Source organism: Pseudomonas aegrilactucae, assembly GCF_019168305.1.
Taxonomy (GTDB): domain Bacteria; phylum Pseudomonadota; class Gammaproteobacteria; order Pseudomonadales; family Pseudomonadaceae; genus Aquipseudomonas; species Aquipseudomonas aegrilactucae.
Genome location: NZ_JAHTBI010000001.1, coordinates 44,319 through 62,218 on the forward strand (window position 1 = coordinate 44,319; position 17,900 = coordinate 62,218).

Sequence of the window (17,900 nt, forward strand, 5' to 3'; positions counted from 1 at the left end):
GGGGCAGCAGAGCAATGCAGCAACTCAATCCTTCCGAAATTAGTGAAATCATCAAGGGCCGCATCGAGAAACTCGATGTAGCCTCCCAAGCCCGCAACGAAGGTACTGTCGTCAGCGTTTCTGACGGTATCGTGCGGATTCACGGTCTGGCCGACGCTATGTACGGCGAAATGATCGAGTTTCCGGGCGGCGTGTTCGGTATGGCCCTCAACCTGGAGCAAGACTCCGTTGGTGCGGTAGTACTGGGCGCGTACGACACCCTCGCTGAAGGCATGAGCGCCAAGTGCACCGGCCGCATCCTCGAAGTTCCGGTGGGTAAGGAACTGCTGGGTCGCGTTGTCGACGCACTGGGTAACCCAATCGATGGCAAAGGTCCGCTGAACAACACCGAGACCGACGCTGTTGAAAAGGTTGCACCTGGCGTTATCTGGCGTAAATCGGTAGACCAGCCTGTACAGACTGGCTACAAATCGGTTGACGCCATGATCCCTGTCGGCCGTGGCCAGCGTGAGCTGATCATCGGTGACCGTCAGATCGGCAAGACCGCCATGGCCATCGACGCCATCATCAACCAGAAAGACTCCGGTATTTTCTGTGTGTATGTTGCTGTCGGCCAGAAGCGTTCGACCGTTGCCAACATCGTTCGCAAGCTGGAAGAAAACGGCGCCCTGGCCAACACCATCGTGGTGGTTGCCAGTGCTTCGGAATCCGCCGCACTGCAATTCCTGGCGCCATACGCCGGTTGCACCATGGGCGAGTTCTTCCGTGACCGCGGTGAAGATGCTCTGATCGTCTACGATGACCTGTCCAAGCAGGCCGTTGCCTACCGTCAGATTTCCCTGCTGCTGCGCCGTCCACCAGGTCGCGAAGCGTACCCAGGTGACGTGTTCTATCTCCACTCCCGTCTGCTGGAGCGTGCATCGCGCGTTTCCGAAGAGTACGTAGAGAAGTTCACCAACGGTGCCGTAACTGGCAAGACCGGCTCGCTGACCGCACTGCCGATCATCGAAACCCAGGCTGGCGACGTTTCCGCGTTCGTTCCGACCAACGTGATCTCGATCACCGACGGTCAGATCTTCCTGGAATCGGCCATGTTCAACTCGGGCATCCGCCCTGCAGTGAACGCCGGTGTTTCGGTATCGCGTGTGGGTGGTGCCGCTCAGACCAAGATCATCAAGAAGCTTTCCGGTGGTATCCGTACCGCTCTGGCTCAGTACCGTGAACTGGCGGCATTCGCCCAGTTCGCTTCTGACCTGGACGAAGCCACCCGCAAGCAACTCGAGCACGGTCAACGTGTGACCGAGCTGATGAAGCAGAAGCAATACGCTCCAATGTCCATCGCGGACATGGCGCTGTCGCTGTATGCCGCTGAGCGTGGGTTCCTGACCGACGTTGAAATCACCAAGATCGGTAGCTTCGAACAAGCGCTGATTGCTTACTTCAACCGTGATCACGCCGAACTGATGGCGAAGATCAACGTGAAGGGTGACTTCAACGACGAAATCGATGCAGGCATCAAAGCCGGTATCGAGAAGTTCAAGGCCACCCAAACCTGGTAAGCCGCAGCGGGGGCTTTGCAGCCCCCGCTTGCTAACCTGATAGGTGTTACATGGCAGGCGCAAAAGAGATTCGCAGTAAGATTGCGAGCATCAAAAGCACGCAAAAAATTACCAGCGCCATGGAAAAAGTGGCGGTCAGCAAGATGCGCAAGGCTCAAATGCGCATGGCTGCTAGCCGTCCTTATGCGGAGCGTATCCGCCAGGTGATTGGTCATCTGGCCAACGCCAACCCGGAATACCGCCACCCCTTCATGATCGATCGCCCTGTCAAGCGCGCCGGTTATGTGGTCGTGAGCAGTGACCGTGGTCTGTGCGGTGGCTTGAACACCAACCTGTTCAAGGCCCTGGTCAAGGACATGGCAGCCAACCGCGAGCAAGGGATCGAAATCGATCTGTGCGTGGTCGGCAGCAAAGGTGCGGCGTTTTTCCGCAGCTTCGGCGGCAACGTCGTTGCAGCGATCAGCCACCTGGGCGAAGAGCCGTCGATCAATGATCTGATCGGCAGCGTCAAGGTGATGCTGGACGCTTACCTGGATGGTCGTATCGATCGTCTGTCCGTGGTATCGAACAAGTTCATCAATACCATGACGCAAGCCCCAACGGTCGAGCAGTTGATTCCGTTGGTTGCAACCCCGGATCAAGAACTCAAGCACCACTGGGACTACCTCTACGAACCTGACGCCAAAGAGCTGCTGGACGGCTTGATGGTGCGTTACGTGGAGTCGCAGGTCTACCAGGCGGTGGTCGAGAACAACGCGGCTGAACAAGCTGCGCGGATGATCGCAATGAAGAACGCCACTGACAACGCCGGCGATCTGATCAGCGAATTGCAGCTGATCTACAACAAGGCGCGTCAGGCTGCGATCACCCAAGAGATCTCGGAAATCGTCGGCGGCGCTGCCGCGGTTTAACGGTTCAAATATTCAGAGGATCCAGCTATGAGTAGCGGACGTATCGTTCAAATCATCGGCGCCGTCATCGACGTGGAATTCCCACGTGACAGCGTGCCGAGCGTTTACAACGCATTGAAAGTACAAGGCGCGGAAACCACCCTGGAAGTTCAGCAGCAGCTGGGCGACGGCGTGGTCCGTACCATTGCGATGGGCTCGACCGAAGGCTTGAAGCGCGGTCTGGACGTCGTCGACAGTGGCGCAGCCATCTCCGTACCGGTCGGTAAAGCGACCCTGGGCCGGATCATGGACGTGCTGGGCAACCCGATCGACGAAGCTGGCCCGATCGGTGAAGAAGAGCGTTGGGGCATCCACCGTGAAGCGCCATCGTTCGCAGACCAGGCAGGCGGCAACGACCTGCTCGAAACCGGCATCAAGGTTATCGACCTGGTTTGCCCGTTTGCCAAAGGCGGTAAAGTCGGTCTGTTCGGTGGTGCCGGTGTAGGCAAGACCGTAAACATGATGGAGCTGATCCGTAACATCGCCATCGAGCACAGCGGTTATTCCGTGTTCGCCGGTGTGGGCGAGCGTACCCGTGAGGGTAACGACTTCTACCACGAGATGAAGGACTCCAACGTTCTCGACAAAGTAGCCTTGGTCTACGGTCAGATGAACGAGCCACCAGGCAACCGTCTGCGCGTAGCGCTGACCGGCCTGACCATGGCCGAGAAGTTCCGTGACGAAGGTAACGACGTTCTGCTGTTCGTCGACAACATCTATCGTTACACCCTGGCCGGTACCGAAGTATCCGCACTGCTGGGCCGTATGCCTTCGGCAGTAGGTTACCAGCCGACCCTGGCTGAAGAGATGGGCGTTCTGCAAGAGCGTATCACTTCGACCAAGGAAGGTTCGATCACCTCGATCCAAGCGGTATACGTACCTGCGGACGACCTGACCGACCCGTCGCCAGCGACCACCTTCGCCCACTTGGACGCCACCGTCGTACTGTCCCGTGACATCGCCTCCCTGGGTATCTACCCAGCGGTCGATCCACTGGACTCGACTTCGCGCCAGCTGGACCCGAACGTGATCGGCAACGAGCACTATGAAACTGCTCGTGGCGTTCAATACGTGCTGCAGCGCTACAAAGAGCTGAAGGACATCATTGCGATCCTGGGCATGGACGAACTGTCCGAGACCGACAAGCAACTGGTATCGCGCGCTCGTAAGATCCAGCGCTTCCTGTCCCAGCCGTTCTTCGTGGCTGAAGTCTTCACCGGTTCTCCAGGCAAATACGTTTCCCTGAAAGACACCATTGCTGGCTTCAAAGGCATCCTCAACGGTGACTACGACCACCTGCCAGAACAAGCGTTCTACATGGTCGGCGGCATCGAAGAAGCAGTCGAGAAAGCCAAGAAACTGTAATCCCGGCGCCCCGTAAGGGGCGCTAATCAGGTTGAGGCAAGCAGATGGCTATGACAGTCCATTGCGATATCGTCAGCGCGGAAGGAGAGATCTTCTCCGGCCTGGTCGAGATGGTGATTGCGCACGGCAACCTGGGTGATCTTGGTATCGCTCCAGGCCACGCCCCGCTGATCACTAATCTCAAGCCAGGTCCGATCACGCTGACCAAGCAGGGTGGCACCCAAGAGGTGTTCTACATCTCTGGTGGTTTCCTCGAGGTCCAGCCGAACATGGTCAAGGTGCTTGCCGATACCGTGCAACGTGCTGCCGACCTGGACGAAGCTCAGGCCCAGGAAGCCCTCAAGGCTGCCGAGAACGCCCTGAATGCAAAAGGCGCGGATTTCGACTACGGCGCCGCTGCTGCACGTCTGGCCGAAGCCGCAGCCCAGCTGCGTACCGTTCAGGCGATGCGCAAAGGAAAGTGATCCAGCCCACCGGCTGATTGCTTTGCGCGATTGAGTTAAAGGGTAGCCTCGGCTACCCTTTTTCTTTTTCCGCGATTCTTCTTTTTGGTCACCTCGCTGACCCCCCAGGATTGGTAGCCAGTCAATGTCTCTCGATATCGTTATTCTCGCGGCAGGCCAGGGCACCCGCATGCGTTCGGCGTTGCCCAAGGTACTGCACCCGGTGGCCGGCGACTCCATGCTCGGCCATGTTATCCACAGCGCTCGCCAGCTCAAGCCGCAGGGTATCCACGTGGTGATCGGGCATGGTGCTGAGCTTGTGCGTGAACGCCTGGCCGCCGATGACCTGAATTTCGTGCTGCAGGACAAGCAACTGGGTACCGGCCACGCCGTGGCACAGGCCCTGCCGGCACTCAGCGCCGAAACAGTGCTGATCCTCTACGGCGATGTACCGCTGATCGAAGTCGATACACTGCATCGGCTGTTGGCCAAGGTGACCCCGCAGCAACTGGGCCTGCTCACCGTAACCCTGGCCGATCCAACGGGCTACGGGCGCATCGTGCGCGATGAGGCCGGCCAGGTCTCGGCTATCGTCGAGCACAAGGACGCCAGCGAGGCACAGAAAGCCATCGCCGAAGGCAATACCGGTATTCTCGCGGTGCCGGGCGCGCGCCTGGCCGAATGGTTGGGCCGCCTGTCCAACAACAATGCCCAGGGCGAGTACTACCTGACTGACGTGATCGCCATGGCGGTCAGCGACGGCCTGGTGGTGGCCACCGAGCAGCCGCTGGACCCGATGGAAGTGCAGGGCGCCAATGATCGCCGTCAGCTTGCCGAGCTGGAGCGTCATTACCAGTTGCGTGAAGGCCGCCGCCTGATGGCCCAGGGCGTGACCCTGCGTGACCCGGCGCGCTTCGATGTACGCGGTGAAGTGAGCGTTGGTCGTGATGTGCTGATCGATATCAACGTGATTCTTGAAGGCCGCGTGGTGATCGAGGACGACGTGATCATCGGCCCCAACTGCGTGATCAAGAACACCACCTTGCGCAAAGGTGCCGTGGTCAAGGCCAACAGTCATCTCGAAGGCGCGGTGATGGGAGAGGGTAGCGATGCGGGCCCGTTCGCACGCTTGCGCCCCGGCAGCGTGCTGGACGCGCGCGCGCATGTGGGTAACTTTGTCGAACTGAAGAATGCCCACCTGGGTGAGGGCGCCAAGGCCGGCCACCTGACCTACCTGGGCGATGCCGAGGTAGGTGCGCGCACCAACATTGGCGCCGGCACCATCACCTGCAACTACGACGGGGCGAACAAATTCCGCACCGTGCTCGGTGAGGATGTATTCATCGGCTCCAACAACTCGCTGGTGGCGCCTGTGGATATCCTCGACGGTGCCACCACCGCGGCGGGTTCCACCATTACCCAGAATGTCGAAGCAGGCCAGTTGGGCGTAGCGCGGGGTCGTCAGCGCAATATCGACGGTTGGAAGCGGCCTGAAAAAATCAAGAAAAGCTGAAGTTATTCACAGCTGAACATCAAGCCGACTGGCGTGTGCATAAGTCGGCTTTTTTGTGGGCAAGCGTCGCGTGTGGATAACCCACGCGCTGCCTGCAACGTTATCCACAGCGAAAAATCTCCAACGGTGCTTGACCAAATGAAAGCTTTAGGTTTTGATTGGCTTCGTTATCTTTCGAACCGAAACTTAGGCTCCCATGTCGAAGCGCAATACGCCACAACGTCGCCATAACATCCTTGCGCTGCTGCATGAGCAGGGTGAAGTGAGTGTGGATGCCTTGGCCAAACGTTTTGAAACCTCCGAAGTGACCATCCGCAAGGACCTGGCCGCGCTGGAGGCCAATGGCCTGCTGCTGCGTCGCTATGGCGGTGCGGTGACCCTGCCGCAGGAACTGTTCGCCGACCAGAGCCAGCCGGTTTCCCTGTACAAGCAGGCGATCGCTCGGGCCGCGGTGGCACGCATTCGTGAGCATGCGCGGATCATCATCGACAGTGGCAGCACCACCGCCTCGATGATCCCGGAACTGGGCCAGCAGCCCGGCCTGGTGGTGATGACCAATTCACTGAATGTAGCCCGCGCCCTGAGCGAACTGGAGCACGAGCCGGTGCTGTTGATGACCGGTGGCACCTGGGACCCGCATTCGGAATCGTTCCAGGGCCAGGTCGCCGAGCAGGTACTACGCTCTTACGATTTCGACCAACTGTTCATTGGCGCCGACGGTATCGACCTGGTGCGCGGCACCACCACCTTCAACGAGCTGCTGGGCCTGAGCCGGGTCATGGCCGAGGTGGCCCGCGAAGTGATCGTGATGGTCGAGTCGGACAAGGTCGGGCGCAAGATTCCCAACCTGGAGCTGCCCTGGGGCAGCGTGAACACCCTGATTACCGATGAGCGCCTGCCCCTTGAGGCACGCGAACATATTCAAGCCCGCGGCATCAACCTGATCTGTGCCGCCATCAGCTAGGAGCAATATCTATGTGTGGAATCGTGGGCGCCGTCGCCGAACGTAACATCACCACCATCCTGATCGAAGGCCTCAAGCGCCTGGAATACCGTGGCTACGACAGTGCCGGCCTTGCCGTGTTCACGCAGCAGGGCAACCTGGAGCGCCGTCGTCGCATCGGCAAGGTCGGCGAGCTGGAAGCGGCCGTCGCCGCCGAGCCGCTGGCCGGCACCCTGGGCATCGCCCACACCCGCTGGGCTACCCATGGTGCGCCGACCGAAGGCAATGCACACCCGCATTTCTCCGGGCATGAACTGGCGGTGGTGCACAACGGCATCATCGAGAACCATGACGCCTTGCGTGAGCAGCTCAAGGGCCTGGGCTACGTGTTCACCTCGCAGACCGACACCGAAGTGATCGTGCACCTGCTGCACCACACGCTCAAGAGCGTGCCGGAGCTGGCCGACGCATTGAAGGCCACGGTCAAGCAACTGCATGGCGCCTATGGCCTGGCGGTGATCAGTGCGCATCAGCCTGACCGCCTGCTGGCAGCGCGCAGCGGCAGCCCGCTGGTGATCGGCCTGGGCCATGGCGAGAACTTCCTGGCCTCCGACCAGTTGGCCCTGCGCCAGGTCACCGACCGCTTCATGTACCTGGAAGAAGGCGATATCGCCGAGATCCGTCGCGACCAGATCGCTATCTGGGACATCAACGGTCAGCCGGTGCAGCGTGAAAGCGTGCAGTACCACGAGGGCGCCGAAGCGGCCGACAAAGGCCAGTACCGTCACTTCATGCTCAAGGAAATCCACGAGCAGCCCACCGTCGTGCAGCGCACGCTCGAAGATCGCCTGGGCGCCGACCATGTGCTGGTGCAGGCGTTCGGTCCGAAGGCTGCCGAGCTGTTCCCCAAGGTGCGCAACGTTCAGATCGTCGCTTGCGGCACCAGCTACCACGCCGGCATGGTTGCGCGTTACTGGCTCGAAGAACTGGCGGGTATTCCTTGCCAGGTCGAGGTGGCCAGCGAGTTCCGCTACCGCAAGGTGGTGGTGCAGCCGGACACGCTGTTCGTATCGATCTCCCAGTCGGGCGAAACCGCCGACACCCTGGCGGCGTTGCGCAATGCCAAGGAGCTGGGCTTTCTGGCCAGCCTGGCGATCTGCAACGTGGGCATCAGCTCGCTGGTGCGTGAGTCCGACCTGACCCTCCTGACCCGTGCGGGCCCTGAGATCGGCGTGGCCTCGACCAAGGCGTTCACCACCCAGTTGGTTTCGCTGATGCTGCTGACCCTGTCGCTGGGCCGTGTGCGCGGCACCTTGCCGGCGGCGGTGGAGGCCGAACTGGTCGAACAGCTGCGTTGCCTGCCGGTGCGCCTGGGTGAAGCGCTGGCGATGGACACCACCATCGAGAAGATCTCCGAACTGTTCGCCGACAAGCACCACACCCTGTTCCTGGGCCGTGGCGCGCAGTTCCCGGTGGCGATGGAAGGTGCGCTCAAGCTCAAGGAGATCTCCTACATCCACGCCGAAGCCTACCCGGCCGGTGAGCTCAAGCATGGTCCGCTGGCCCTGGTGGATGCCGACATGCCGGTGGTCACCGTGGCGCCGAACAACGAACTGCTGGAGAAGCTCAAATCCAACCTGCAGGAAGTGCGCGCGCGTGGTGGCGAACTGATCGTGTTCGCAGACGAGAAGGCTGGGATGAGCAATGGCGAGGGCACCCATGTGATCGCCATGCCGCACATCATCGATGCACTGGCGCCGATCCTCTACACCATTCCGTTGCAGTTGCTGTCGTACTACGTGGCGGTGCTCAAGGGGACCGACGTTGACCAGCCGCGCAACCTGGCCAAGTCGGTGACGGTGGAGTAGGGCGGGTTCGGATGAGCCCTCCTTGAAGCTACGAAATAAAGTCTGTCGGAAATAAATAAAGTCTGTCGCTGGCGCCTTCCTGCCCCCCGGATGAGCAGCCAGCGACGTTTTCCTGCGTGCCGCATTGTAGGCCACGTCGTTTACGGGCTCTGGCAGGCCAGCAAAGCCCAGACAGAGGTGCACTTGAATTTTGGGGGGAACTCCATGTCCTAGCTTCCGCCGCGTGGATACCCGCACCTTACCTGTACCGGAAGAATTTCTATGAAGCTATTTGAGATCAGTACGTTTATTTCTCGTTGGCCCTTTCTGGGCTTGGTACCCCCTGCCGCTTGGCTGATTTCTCAAGACTGCGAAAACCAGGTTTTGGCCTTGTTGGCAGGCCTTGGCGTGGGTTATCGACGCCATGGAAACTGTGCCATCCACGAAAGTGCCGTTGTCGAGCAAGGGGCGGTGCTGAAAGGCGCGATTATCATCGGCGAAGGATCATTTGTAGCAGCGGGAGCTTACCTGCGTGGAGGCGTTTACCTCGGCAGCAATTGCATTGTTGGCCCAAGCTGCGAAATGAAAAGTAGCTTCATGCTTGGTGGAAGCAAGTTGGCACATTTCAACTTTGTCGGCGACTCGTTAATTGGCGAGGGCGTAAATATTGAAGCAGGTGCAATCATTGCCAATTACCGTAACGAACTGGATGGTGCGGATATCAAAATTCGCCATGAAGGTAATGTGATCGAGACAGGAGTGAATAAATTCGGTGCCTTGGTCGGTGACGGCTGCAAAATTGGGGCAAACGCAGTCATCGCTCCCGGCGCGCTACTACGGCCAAACACCCACGTTCCACGTCTGGGGTTGATTGACCAGTTCGCCTACGATTGAGCAGCGCCAACCTCAGAGCTGACCACGCTCGACATCGTGAATGCTGCTTGGCCGTAATCTCTTGGGGACCCATCGTATGCAAGCTTAATTACTTTGGAGTGGCTTCCCTCGCAAACGCCCTGCGAACACACGTGGCTTGGTTAAAGAGGTGCCCACTTGTGTGGCAGCAATGCTGACTCCTGCAGAGGTAGGGGCCAGCCTTCGCAGTTCCCCCCGCTTCAATCAGCGCTGGCATGCACCTTGGCCAGCGTCTCGTCCAGCTCGTCGATCTGCCCCGGCGCTTCCGTCACCACGCTGAAGTCGGTCACCTCGATCGCGCCCAGCCCATGCCCCAGCAAATGGAACGAGAACGCCTTGCGCGCTTCGGTGTTGTCGAAGCTGAAGTCCATCTCCAGTGGCTGATCCGGGGTCACCAGCATCTCTTCAGTGGGCAGCCCCACCAGCACTTCCTGCTCGAATTCCTTGGCCTTGAGCACGATGTACGCGTCCTGCTGCGGGTCGGCCGAGCGCACCGTCAGGCGTACCCGCGTCTGCGAGCCCTTGGGCATCTCCAGGTACTGCGCGCCGATCAGGTTGTCGGCCCAGTCATCCTTGATCTCGGGCTGCAACGGGATCACCGTCGCGCTGCCGAACTGGTAGTGCTGGTTCAGCGGTGAGCCCATCACCGATTGGTCCAGTGCGCTGGCGCGTGCCTGCACCTGGCGCGCCCGCTGGCCACGGAAGCGATCGACCAGGGTGGCCCGTTCGGCAATGAACCCGGCACTGGAATAGGCACGGCAACGCTGCTGGAAGTCGCACTCGGTAAAGGTGCCGTTGCCGTCGTGGTAGCGCAGTTTGCCGTTGGTGAATGACATGATCTCGCGCCCGCTCGGGTAATCACGCAGCAGGGAGCGCCCGCTCAGGCTGTTGGGAATCGGGAAGCCAAAGTAGTCGAGCACCGATGCGGTCAGGTCGACGTGGCCATACACGCCGTTTTTCACGTGGGGCAGTTGCGCCTGTTCAGGCGCCAGCAACAGGTTGAAACCCCACGACGACGCCAGGCGCACACCGTCGATGCCATGGGACTCGTCGGAGGTGATCACTACCAGCGTGTCCTTGAGCACACCCTGGCGCTCCAGCCCGGCGAGGAAGTTATCCACAGCGTCGTCCAGGTAGGCGACGGCAGCCTGCTTGGGTGTATCGAAGCGGTCCAGGTAGTCCTGCGGTGCGGAGTAGGGCTGGTGGGTGCCCACGGTCAGCAGGGTCAGCATCCACGGATCACGCCCCTTCTGCAGTTGCCCGACGTAGTCCAGCGCACCTTCGAAAAACGCCCGGTCGTCCTTGCCCCACGGAAACTCCAGGTAATTCGGGTTCTTGAACCAGTCCAGGCCCAGAGTGGTATCAAAGCCGATGTGCGGCATGATCTTGTCCTTGGCCATGAAGCGCAGGCCCGCACCCTGCAGGTAGTGCGTGCTGAAGCCGTGCTCGCGCAGCTGCGCCGGCAGGCACTCCTGGTTGCGCTGGTTCTGCGTGAGCATCTCGACGCCCTTGGGCGTGCCATTGTCGAGCTTGTCGTAGTCGCCACACAGCATCGCGTACAGGCCGCGAATGGTCTGGTGGGTATGCAGGACGTAGTCGGGGGTGTTCATGCCGCGCTCGGCCCAGGTACTGAGCTTGGGCATCAGCCGTTCCTGATAGGCACTGTTCAGGGTGCGCCGGTTGATGTCCAGGTAGGCACCCGGAATACCCTCAAGGGCGATCACCAGCACATTGCGCGCACTGCCCGGGGTTTCCAGCAACGGACGCCCCTCCAGGTCCAGCCGCGTCAGGCCCTGCATGGCCACCGGCGGATCAACCAGGTCGCCTTCCAGCCAGTCTTCGATGCCGGCCTGCCCCTCGCCCAGGCCGGCCGCCATCAGTTGGTGGGGCAGGTTGAACACCTGCCATTCGTCCGCCTCGCTGGGTTGCAGGGTCTGGATGCCGGCGTGCAGCAGCAGGCACGCTGCCGGTAGGGTCCAGGCCCGCCGCGGCAGTGCCCCGGCCTTTGTTCCACGGGCCGCCCACAGGCTCGCCAGCCAGAGCAGCAGGCCCAGCCCGAGGGCCGCCGCGAACCCGGTGTTGGCAAAGCTGCCACCGGCCGAGTTCTCCAGAAACTGGGTGTCGGTGAGGTAATGCAGGTCGGCGGGCGTCGGCAGCCGGCCAACCGCCGCCACCAGCTCGGCGCTGGCCAGGTTCAGCACGGCCCAGGCCATCAGCACCGGCAGTGCCAGCCACCACGGGCGGCGATACAGCACCAGCACCAGTGCCCCGCCCACGGCGAGGTCGGACAGGTAGCCCAAGGGGTCGGACCAGCCCTGGGCAAGGCGCATGCCGATCGGCACCCACAGCAAAAGCCCGACAAGGGCGAGGAGGGGAGTGCGAGGGTGCTGTAACCAGCGATAAATGAGTTTCACGGCAGCCGGTCGTCATCAAGTCGTCATGGAGATGTGGGTGATGGTACCAAGTGCGGCCGTACTCCACAGCCTTTCGGCAACAAGTGGACACCCACTTTTCTGGCCTGGGTCAATATCGAGTCGGGTTCGATGGCCTACCGTATGAAGCTCTGCCACTCTTTCAAGGATGAAATGCAATGCAGTCATTGGACCGCCATTACGATATCCAGCCCCTGCCCAGGGCTGACCTGACCATCGAGCTCAACGGCCAGCCGGTACCGGTTGCGTCGGGCGAAACCGTGCTCAACGTGCTGCACGCAGTAGGCATGCGCCAGGTGGCGCGCAACGATCACGGCCAGGTGACCGGGGCGTTCTGCGGCATGGGCGTGTGCCATTGCTGCCTGGTTTCGATCAACGGTCGGCCCAAGCGGCGTGCCTGCCAGACCATCGTCAAGCCGGGCATGCAGGTCGAGACCGGGATCAACCGCTTTGACGTGGAGGGTGTCGAATGAGCCTGCGTCCAGTCATTGTCGGCGGTGGTTCGGCCGGCATGGCGGCGGCCATCGAGCTGGCCCGCCATGGCATTCGCAGCGTGCTGCTCGATGAAGCCTCGCGCCTGGGCGGTGTGGTGTATCGCGGCCCGCTGCGCAGCGGTGTCGACCTGGGTTACCTGGGCAAGCGCTACGCCACGGCATTGAACCGTCTGCATGAAGAATTCGCAGCCTGCGCCGACCAGGTCGAAGTGCGCCTGCAGACCCGGGTGGTGGGCGGTGAAGGCGGTGAGCGGCTGATGGTGCTGGAGGCCGATGAGCAACTGCACGAGGTCGAATTCAGCCACCTGGTGCTGTCGGCCGGCTGCCATGAGCGCAACGTGCCGTTCCCCGGCTGGACCTTGCCCGGGGTGATGCTGCTGGGTGGTTTGCAGTTGCAGATCAAGAGCGGCGTGGTCAAGCCGCTGGGCACCACGGTGATTGCCGGCACCGGGCCGCTGCTGCCGCTGGTGGCGTGCCAGCTGCATGCGGCCGGGGTGAAGGTGGAAGGGGTGTACGAAGCCTGCGCCTTCGGCAAGATCGCCAAGGAAAGCCTGGCGCTGCTGAACAAGCCCCAGCTGTTTCTCGATGGCCTGAGCATGCTCGGCTACCTGAAGCTCAATGGCATCCCGATGAACTATGGCTGGGGTGTGGTGGGGGCTGACGGCGATGCCGAGCTCGCCGAGGTGCGTCTTGCGCCATACGGCGAGACCTGGCAGCCGGACATGAGCCGTGTGCAACGCGTATCGGCGCAGACCCTGGCGGTCGGCTACGGCTTTATCCCGCGTACCCAGCTCAGCCAGCAGATGGGCCTGGCGCACGGTTTCAATGAGGATGGCTACCTGCGTGCCGAGTGCAATGTGTGGCAGCAGAGCAGCGTGCCGCACATCCACCTGGCCGGGGACATGGGCGGGATTCGTGGTGGCGAGGCGGCCATGCTCACCGGGCGCATTGCTGCTGTGTCGATCCTGCACCAGGCTCAGGTGATCAGCGCCGAACAGGCGCTTGAGCTGCGCGAGCGCTACCTGGGCAAACTGGCGGCGATCAAGCGCTTTCGTGCCGGCGTGGACCGCTACACCCTGCGCGGTGCCGAACAGGTCGCGCTGCCGAGCGCAGACACCGTGATCTGCCGCTGCGAGCATGTGACCCGTGCCGATATCGACCGTGCCCTGGAGCAGGGCGTCGAAGACATGGCCGGGCTCAAGATGCGCACCCGCGTGAGCATGGGCGACTGCCAGGGGCGCATGTGCGTGGGCTACTGCAATGACCGTCTGCGCCAGGCCACCGGGCGTGCGGACGTAGGCTGGCTGCGCCCGCGTTTCCCGATCGACCCGATTCCTTTCTCCGCATTTCAACACCTGGGCACGGAAGCTGAAGCATGAACAGAACCTATGATGTGGTCATCGCCGGTGGGGGCGTGATCGGCGCCTCGTGTGCCTACCAGTTGTCCAAGCGCCATAACCTGAAGATCGCCCTGATCGACGCCAAGCGCCCGGGCAACGCCACGCGCGCCTCGGCCGGCGGGCTGTGGGCGATCGGCGAGTCGGTAGGCCTGGGGTGCGGGGTGATCTTCTTTCGCATGATGTCGCAAAAGCACAAGCGGGAGGCCCATGGCGCCGCCGTGGCGGTCGATGCGAGCACGCCGCATATCCTGCCGCAGTCGTTCTTCGACTTTGCACTTCAATCGAATGCGTTGTACCCGGGCCTGCACCAGGAACTGATGGAGCGCCATGGCATGGACTTCAAGTTCGAGCGCACCGGCCTCAAGTACGTGATCTACGACGACGAAGACCGCCTGTACGCCGAGCACATCGTGGCGCAGATTCCGCACCTGGCCGACCAGGTGCGCTGGCTTGACCGCGACGCCCTGCGCAAGGCGGAACCTGCCGTCAGCCATCATGCCCATGGCGCCCTTGAGTTCCTATGCGACCACCAGGTCAGCCCGTTTCGTCTGGCGGACGCGTACAGCGAAGGCGCACGGCAGAACGGTGTCGACGTGTTTCTCAACACCAATGTCACCGGCGTGCGGCACCAGGGTGATCGGGTAGTCGGTGTCGAAACCGATGTGGAGGGGGTGTTCCACTGCCAGACCCTGATCAACGCCGGCGGCGCCTGGGCCGCAGAGCTGAGCGAGATGGCCACTGGCCAGAGCATTCCGGTCAAGCCGGTGAAAGGCCAGATCCTGCTTACCGAGCGCATGCCCAAGCTGCTGCAGGGCTGCCTGACCACCAGCGATTGCTACATGGCGCAGAAGGACAACGGCGAGATCCTGATCGGCAGCACCACCGAGGACAAGGGCTTTGACGTCACCACCACCTACCCCGAGATCAACGGGCTGGTACAGGGCGCGGTGCGCTGCATTCCGGCGCTGGCGCAGATCAACCTCAAGCGCAGCTGGGCCGGCCTGCGCCCGGGCTCGCCCGACGAGCTGCCGATTCTGGGCCCGGTGCAGGGCGTGAGCGGCTACCTGAATGCCTGTGGACACTTTCGCACCGGCATCCTGACTTCGGCGATCACCGGTGTGCTGATCGACAAGGTGCTGCATGAGGAGGCGCTGCCGCTGGACTTGTCGCCGTTTCTGGCGGATCGCTTCGTGACGGCGCCCGCCGTCCAGGCGTAAGCACCCACCGGCCCTCGGCTTCGAGGGCCGGCGGACGTTACCCAGGTCAGATCTGCATGGCCATGCCTTCGACGTTCATCGCCGCCTGGCGCAAGGCTTCGGAGCGGGTCGGGTGCGGGTGGCAGGTGAGTGCGATGTCTTCGGCCGAGGCCGAGAATTCCATGGCCACGCAGTACTCGCCGATCATCTCGCTGACGCTCGGGCCCACCAGGTGCACGCCCAGCACCTCGTCGGTTTCGGCGTCGGCCAGCACCTTGGCGAAGCCTTCGGTCTCGTGGTTGATCTTGGCCCGGCTGTTGGCCATGAACGGGAACTTGCCGACCTTGTAGGCGCGACCTTCAGCCTTGAGCTGCTCTTCGGTCTTGCCCACGCTGGCCAGTTCGGGGCGGGTGTAGATCACCCCGGGGATCAGCCCGTAGTTCACCTCGTGGGCCTTGCCATGGATACGCTCGATGCAGGCAATGGCTTCGTCTTCAGCCTTGTGCGCGAGCATCGGGCCGCTGGTGACGTCACCGATCACCCACACCCCCGGCACGCTGGTGCGATGGCCCTGGTTCTCGAGCATGCCGCGTTTGTCGGTTTCAATGCCGACGGTGTCAAGCCCCAGGCCTTTGGTGTAAGGGCGGCGACCGATGGCGACCAGCACGTAGTCGGCTTCGAGGGTTTCGGCAGTACCGCCGGCTGCCGGCTCCAGGGTCAGGCGGACGCTGTCGGCCGACGGGGTTGCCTGGGTCACCTTGCTGCCCAGCTTGAACGTCATGCCTTGCTTGGCCAGCGAACGTTGCAGCGTCTTGGCGGTTTCTTCGTCGGTGCCGGGGCATATGCGGTCCAGGTATTCCACCACGGTCACCTGGCTACCGAGTCGGCGCCACACCGAACCCAGCTCCAGGCCGATCACGCCCGCGCCGATCACCACCAGGTGCCTGGGCACCTGGGGCAGGGCGAGGGCGCCGGTGGAGTCGATGATGCGCTGGTTGTCGATCGTCACGCCGGGCAGCGGCGTCGGCTCGGAGCCGGTGGCGATGACGATGTCCTTGGCCTGCAGCTCGGTGACTGCGCCCTGATCGTCGGTCACCTTGACCTTGCCCACGCCATCGAGCTGGCCCCAGCCCTTGATCCAGTCGACCTTGTTCTTGCGAAACAGGAACTCGATGCCCTTGGTCAGGCCGGCGACGCTCTCGTCCTTCTGTTTCATCATCTGCGCCAGGTTCAGGTTCGGCTTGACCTCGATGCCGAGGTTGGCGAACTCGCTGCCGGCGGCGGCTTCATACAGCTCGGAGGCATGCAGCAGCGCCTTGGACGGCATGCAGCCGACGTTCAGGCAGGTGCCGCCCAGGGTGGCGCGGCCCTCTATGCAGGCCACGCTCAGGCCCAGCTGACCGGCGCGGATGGCAGCGTTGTAGCCGCCAGGACCGCCACCGATGATCACGACATCATAGGCTTTCATTGTTGTACTCCCGGATGAAGAATCGACAATGGCGCCAAGGTTAGTCTGCTGCTTTGGAGGTTGTATACAATTTATCGCACTACCTTTCAGGGGGGGCGCGCCTGCAACCATGGTGGTGTCAGGCTGAAGATTTCCGTGGATGGACTACCCTTTTTCGCAGTAGTGCGAGAAACAACGGGAGACTCCTTTCATGCTTGCGCAACTTCCACCTGCTCTGCAGAGCCTGCAGTTGCCCTTGCGACTCAAGCTTTGGGATGGCCACCAGTTCGACCTGGGGCCTGCGCCGCACGTCACCATCGTGGTCAAGGACCCCCAACTGATCAGCCAGCTGACGCACCCCAGCCTGGATGAACTGGGTGCGGCGTTCGTCGAAGGCAAGCTGGAGCTCGAGGGCACCATCGCCGAAGTGATCCGTGTGTGCGATGCGCTCAGCCAGGCCCTGCTCAAGGACGAGGAAGACGACCAACCCGTGCGCAGCGAGCACGACAAGGCCACCGACGCGGCAGCCATTTCCTACCATTACGACCTGTCCAACGCCTTCTACCAGCTGTGGCTGGACCCGGACATGGCCTACTCCTGCGCGTACTTCAAGCACCTTGGCGATACCCTCGAACAGGCCCAGCAGAACAAGTTCGAGCACCTGTGCCGCAAGCTGCGCTTGCAGCAGGGCGACTACCTGCTGGATGTGGGATGCGGGTGGGGCGGGCTGTCGCGCTATGCCGCACGTGAGTTCGGTGCCAGGGTGTTCGGCATTACCCTGAGCAAGGAACAGCTCAAGCTAGCGCGCAAACGGGTCAAGGCCGAGGGCCTGGAAGGCCAGGTCCAGCTGCAGATTCTCGATTACCGCGACCTGCCGCAGGATGGACGTTTCGACAAGGTGGTGAGCGTGGGCATGTTCGAGCATGTGGGCCACGCCAACCTGGCGCTGTATTGCCAGCGGCTGTTTGGCGCCGTGCGTGAAGGGGGGCTGGTGATGAACCACGGCATCACCGCCAAGCACGTGGACGGGCGTCCGGTCGGTCGCGGGGCTGGCAGCTTCATCGGGCGCTATGTGTTCCCCCAGGGCGAGCTGCCGCACCTGGCGATGATCAGCGCGAGCATCAGCCAGGCGGGTCTGGAGGTGGTCGATGTAGAGAGCTTGCGCCTGCATTACGCGCGCACGCTGGGGCTGTGGAGCGACCGCCTGGAAAGCCAGCTCGACAAGGCGGCGGCGCTGGTGCCAGAGCGTGCATTGCGCATCTGGCGGCTGTACCTGGCCGGTTGCTCGTACGCTTTCACCAAGGGCTGGATCAACCTGCACCAGATCCTGGCGGTCAAACCCTATGCCGATGGCCACCATGACCTGCCGTTGACCCGTGACGACCTGTACCGCTAGGCG

The 17,900-nt window shown here is 62.0% G+C and carries 14 protein-coding genes; 12 read left to right on the plus strand and 2 right to left on the minus strand.

Features of this window, described 5'->3' with window-relative positions; translation table 11 throughout:
* The first annotated feature begins 14 nt into the window (after window positions 1-14).
* The 8 genes from atpA (at window position 15) to KUO17_RS00255 (ending at window position 9,514) form a co-directional block, all read left to right on the plus strand.
* Window positions 15-1,559 (plus strand): F0F1 ATP synthase subunit alpha, encoded by a 1,545-nt coding sequence (atpA, locus tag KUO17_RS00220; RefSeq protein ID WP_163948047.1) that lies wholly within the window; start codon window positions 15-17, stop codon window positions 1,557-1,559.
* Window positions 1,560-1,609: 50 nt separating this feature from the next.
* Entirely contained in the window at window positions 1,610-2,470 is an 861-nt protein-coding gene (atpG, locus tag KUO17_RS00225) for a F0F1 ATP synthase subunit gamma (RefSeq protein WP_163948050.1), read from the plus strand.
* Between the two features lie 27 nt (window positions 2,471-2,497).
* Window positions 2,498-3,874: a F0F1 ATP synthase subunit beta gene (gene atpD / locus KUO17_RS00230; protein WP_043860663.1), complete on the plus strand. Its 1,377-nt coding sequence runs from the start codon at window positions 2,498-2,500 to the stop codon at window positions 3,872-3,874.
* A 44-nt stretch (window positions 3,875-3,918) separates the two neighbouring features.
* Entirely contained in the window at window positions 3,919-4,338 is a 420-nt protein-coding gene (locus tag KUO17_RS00235; protein ID WP_217973055.1) for a F0F1 ATP synthase subunit epsilon, read from the plus strand.
* A gap of 124 nt (window positions 4,339-4,462) precedes the next feature.
* Entirely contained in the window at window positions 4,463-5,830 is a 1,368-nt protein-coding gene (gene glmU, locus KUO17_RS00240) for a bifunctional UDP-N-acetylglucosamine diphosphorylase/glucosamine-1-phosphate N-acetyltransferase GlmU (RefSeq protein WP_217973056.1), read from the plus strand.
* A 196-nt stretch (window positions 5,831-6,026) separates the two neighbouring features.
* Window positions 6,027-6,794 carry a DeoR/GlpR family DNA-binding transcription regulator gene (locus KUO17_RS00245; protein WP_217973057.1) on the plus strand — a complete coding sequence of 256 codons (768 nt, stop codon included), beginning with the start codon at window positions 6,027-6,029 and terminating at the stop codon, window positions 6,792-6,794.
* Between the two features lie 11 nt (window positions 6,795-6,805).
* Complete coding sequence (gene glmS, locus KUO17_RS00250; protein ID WP_217973058.1) at window positions 6,806-8,641, plus strand: glutamine--fructose-6-phosphate transaminase (isomerizing); 1,836 nt, start codon at window positions 6,806-6,808, stop codon at window positions 8,639-8,641.
* Window positions 8,642-8,902: 261 nt separating this feature from the next.
* A complete protein-coding gene (locus KUO17_RS00255) occupies window positions 8,903-9,514 on the plus strand; it encodes an LbetaH domain-containing protein (RefSeq protein ID WP_217973059.1) in 612 nt (203 codons plus the stop codon).
* A 218-nt stretch (window positions 9,515-9,732) separates the two neighbouring features.
* Here KUO17_RS00255 and KUO17_RS00260 read toward each other — a convergent pair whose 3' ends face one another.
* Window positions 9,733-11,946, minus strand: a complete 2,214-nt coding sequence (locus KUO17_RS00260; RefSeq protein WP_341869570.1) for an LTA synthase family protein — start codon at window positions 11,944-11,946, stop codon at window positions 9,733-9,735.
* A 176-nt stretch (window positions 11,947-12,122) separates the two neighbouring features.
* On the opposite strand from KUO17_RS00260, the gene hcnA reads away from it, so the two are divergent.
* From hcnA to hcnC, 3 genes are read left to right on the plus strand one after another with little or no spacing between them, the layout of a single operon-like run.
* Window positions 12,123-12,437, plus strand: a complete 315-nt coding sequence (gene hcnA / locus KUO17_RS00265) for a cyanide-forming glycine dehydrogenase subunit HcnA (protein ID WP_217973061.1) — start codon at window positions 12,123-12,125, stop codon at window positions 12,435-12,437.
* Window positions 12,434-13,837 (plus strand): cyanide-forming glycine dehydrogenase subunit HcnB, encoded by a 1,404-nt coding sequence (gene hcnB, locus KUO17_RS00270; protein WP_217973062.1) that lies wholly within the window; start codon window positions 12,434-12,436, stop codon window positions 13,835-13,837. The genes hcnA and hcnB overlap by 4 nt, the downstream gene beginning before the upstream one ends.
* On the plus strand, window positions 13,834-15,075 hold the full coding sequence (hcnC, locus tag KUO17_RS00275; protein ID WP_217973063.1) for a cyanide-forming glycine dehydrogenase subunit HcnC: 1,242 nt from the start codon (window positions 13,834-13,836) through the stop codon (window positions 15,073-15,075). The genes hcnB and hcnC overlap by 4 nt, the downstream gene beginning before the upstream one ends.
* 46 nt (window positions 15,076-15,121) lie before the next feature.
* Here the strand turns inward: hcnC and lpdA are convergent, their stop codons facing one another.
* On the minus strand, window positions 15,122-16,522 hold the full coding sequence (gene lpdA, locus KUO17_RS00280; protein ID WP_217973064.1) for a dihydrolipoyl dehydrogenase: 1,401 nt from the start codon (window positions 16,520-16,522) through the stop codon (window positions 15,122-15,124).
* 190 nt (window positions 16,523-16,712) lie between these two features.
* On the opposite strand from lpdA, the gene cfaB reads away from it, so the two are divergent.
* A complete protein-coding gene (gene cfaB, locus KUO17_RS00285; RefSeq protein WP_217973065.1) occupies window positions 16,713-17,897 on the plus strand; it encodes a C17 cyclopropane fatty acid synthase CfaB in 1,185 nt (394 codons plus the stop codon).
* The last annotated feature ends 3 nt before the right edge of the window (window positions 17,898-17,900 follow it).

Bases quoted from the DNA above. Each gene is read 5' to 3' on its own strand.
- hcnB (WP_217973062.1), top strand. From the start codon at position 12,434: ATGAGCCTGCGTCCAGTCATTGTCGGCGGTGGTTCGGCCGGCATGGCG.
- atpA (WP_163948047.1), top strand. From the start codon at position 15: ATGCAGCAACTCAATCCTTCCGAAATTAGTGAAATCATCAAGGGCCGC.
- atpD (WP_043860663.1), top strand. From the start codon at position 2,498: ATGAGTAGCGGACGTATCGTTCAAATCATCGGCGCCGTCATCGACGTG.
- hcnC (WP_217973063.1), top strand. From the start codon at position 13,834: ATGAACAGAACCTATGATGTGGTCATCGCCGGTGGGGGCGTGATCGGC.
- cfaB (WP_217973065.1), top strand. From the start codon at position 16,713: ATGCTTGCGCAACTTCCACCTGCTCTGCAGAGCCTGCAGTTGCCCTTG.
- glmU (WP_217973056.1), top strand. From the start codon at position 4,463: ATGTCTCTCGATATCGTTATTCTCGCGGCAGGCCAGGGCACCCGCATG.
- KUO17_RS00235 (WP_217973055.1), top strand. From the start codon at position 3,919: ATGGCTATGACAGTCCATTGCGATATCGTCAGCGCGGAAGGAGAGATC.
- lpdA (WP_217973064.1), bottom strand. From the start codon at position 16,522: ATGAAAGCCTATGATGTCGTGATCATCGGTGGCGGTCCTGGCGGCTAC.
- hcnA (WP_217973061.1), top strand. From the start codon at position 12,123: ATGCAGTCATTGGACCGCCATTACGATATCCAGCCCCTGCCCAGGGCT.
- KUO17_RS00255 (WP_217973059.1), top strand. From the start codon at position 8,903: ATGAAGCTATTTGAGATCAGTACGTTTATTTCTCGTTGGCCCTTTCTG.
- glmS (WP_217973058.1), top strand. From the start codon at position 6,806: ATGTGTGGAATCGTGGGCGCCGTCGCCGAACGTAACATCACCACCATC.
- KUO17_RS00245 (WP_217973057.1), top strand. From the start codon at position 6,027: ATGTCGAAGCGCAATACGCCACAACGTCGCCATAACATCCTTGCGCTG.
- atpG (WP_163948050.1), top strand. From the start codon at position 1,610: ATGGCAGGCGCAAAAGAGATTCGCAGTAAGATTGCGAGCATCAAAAGC.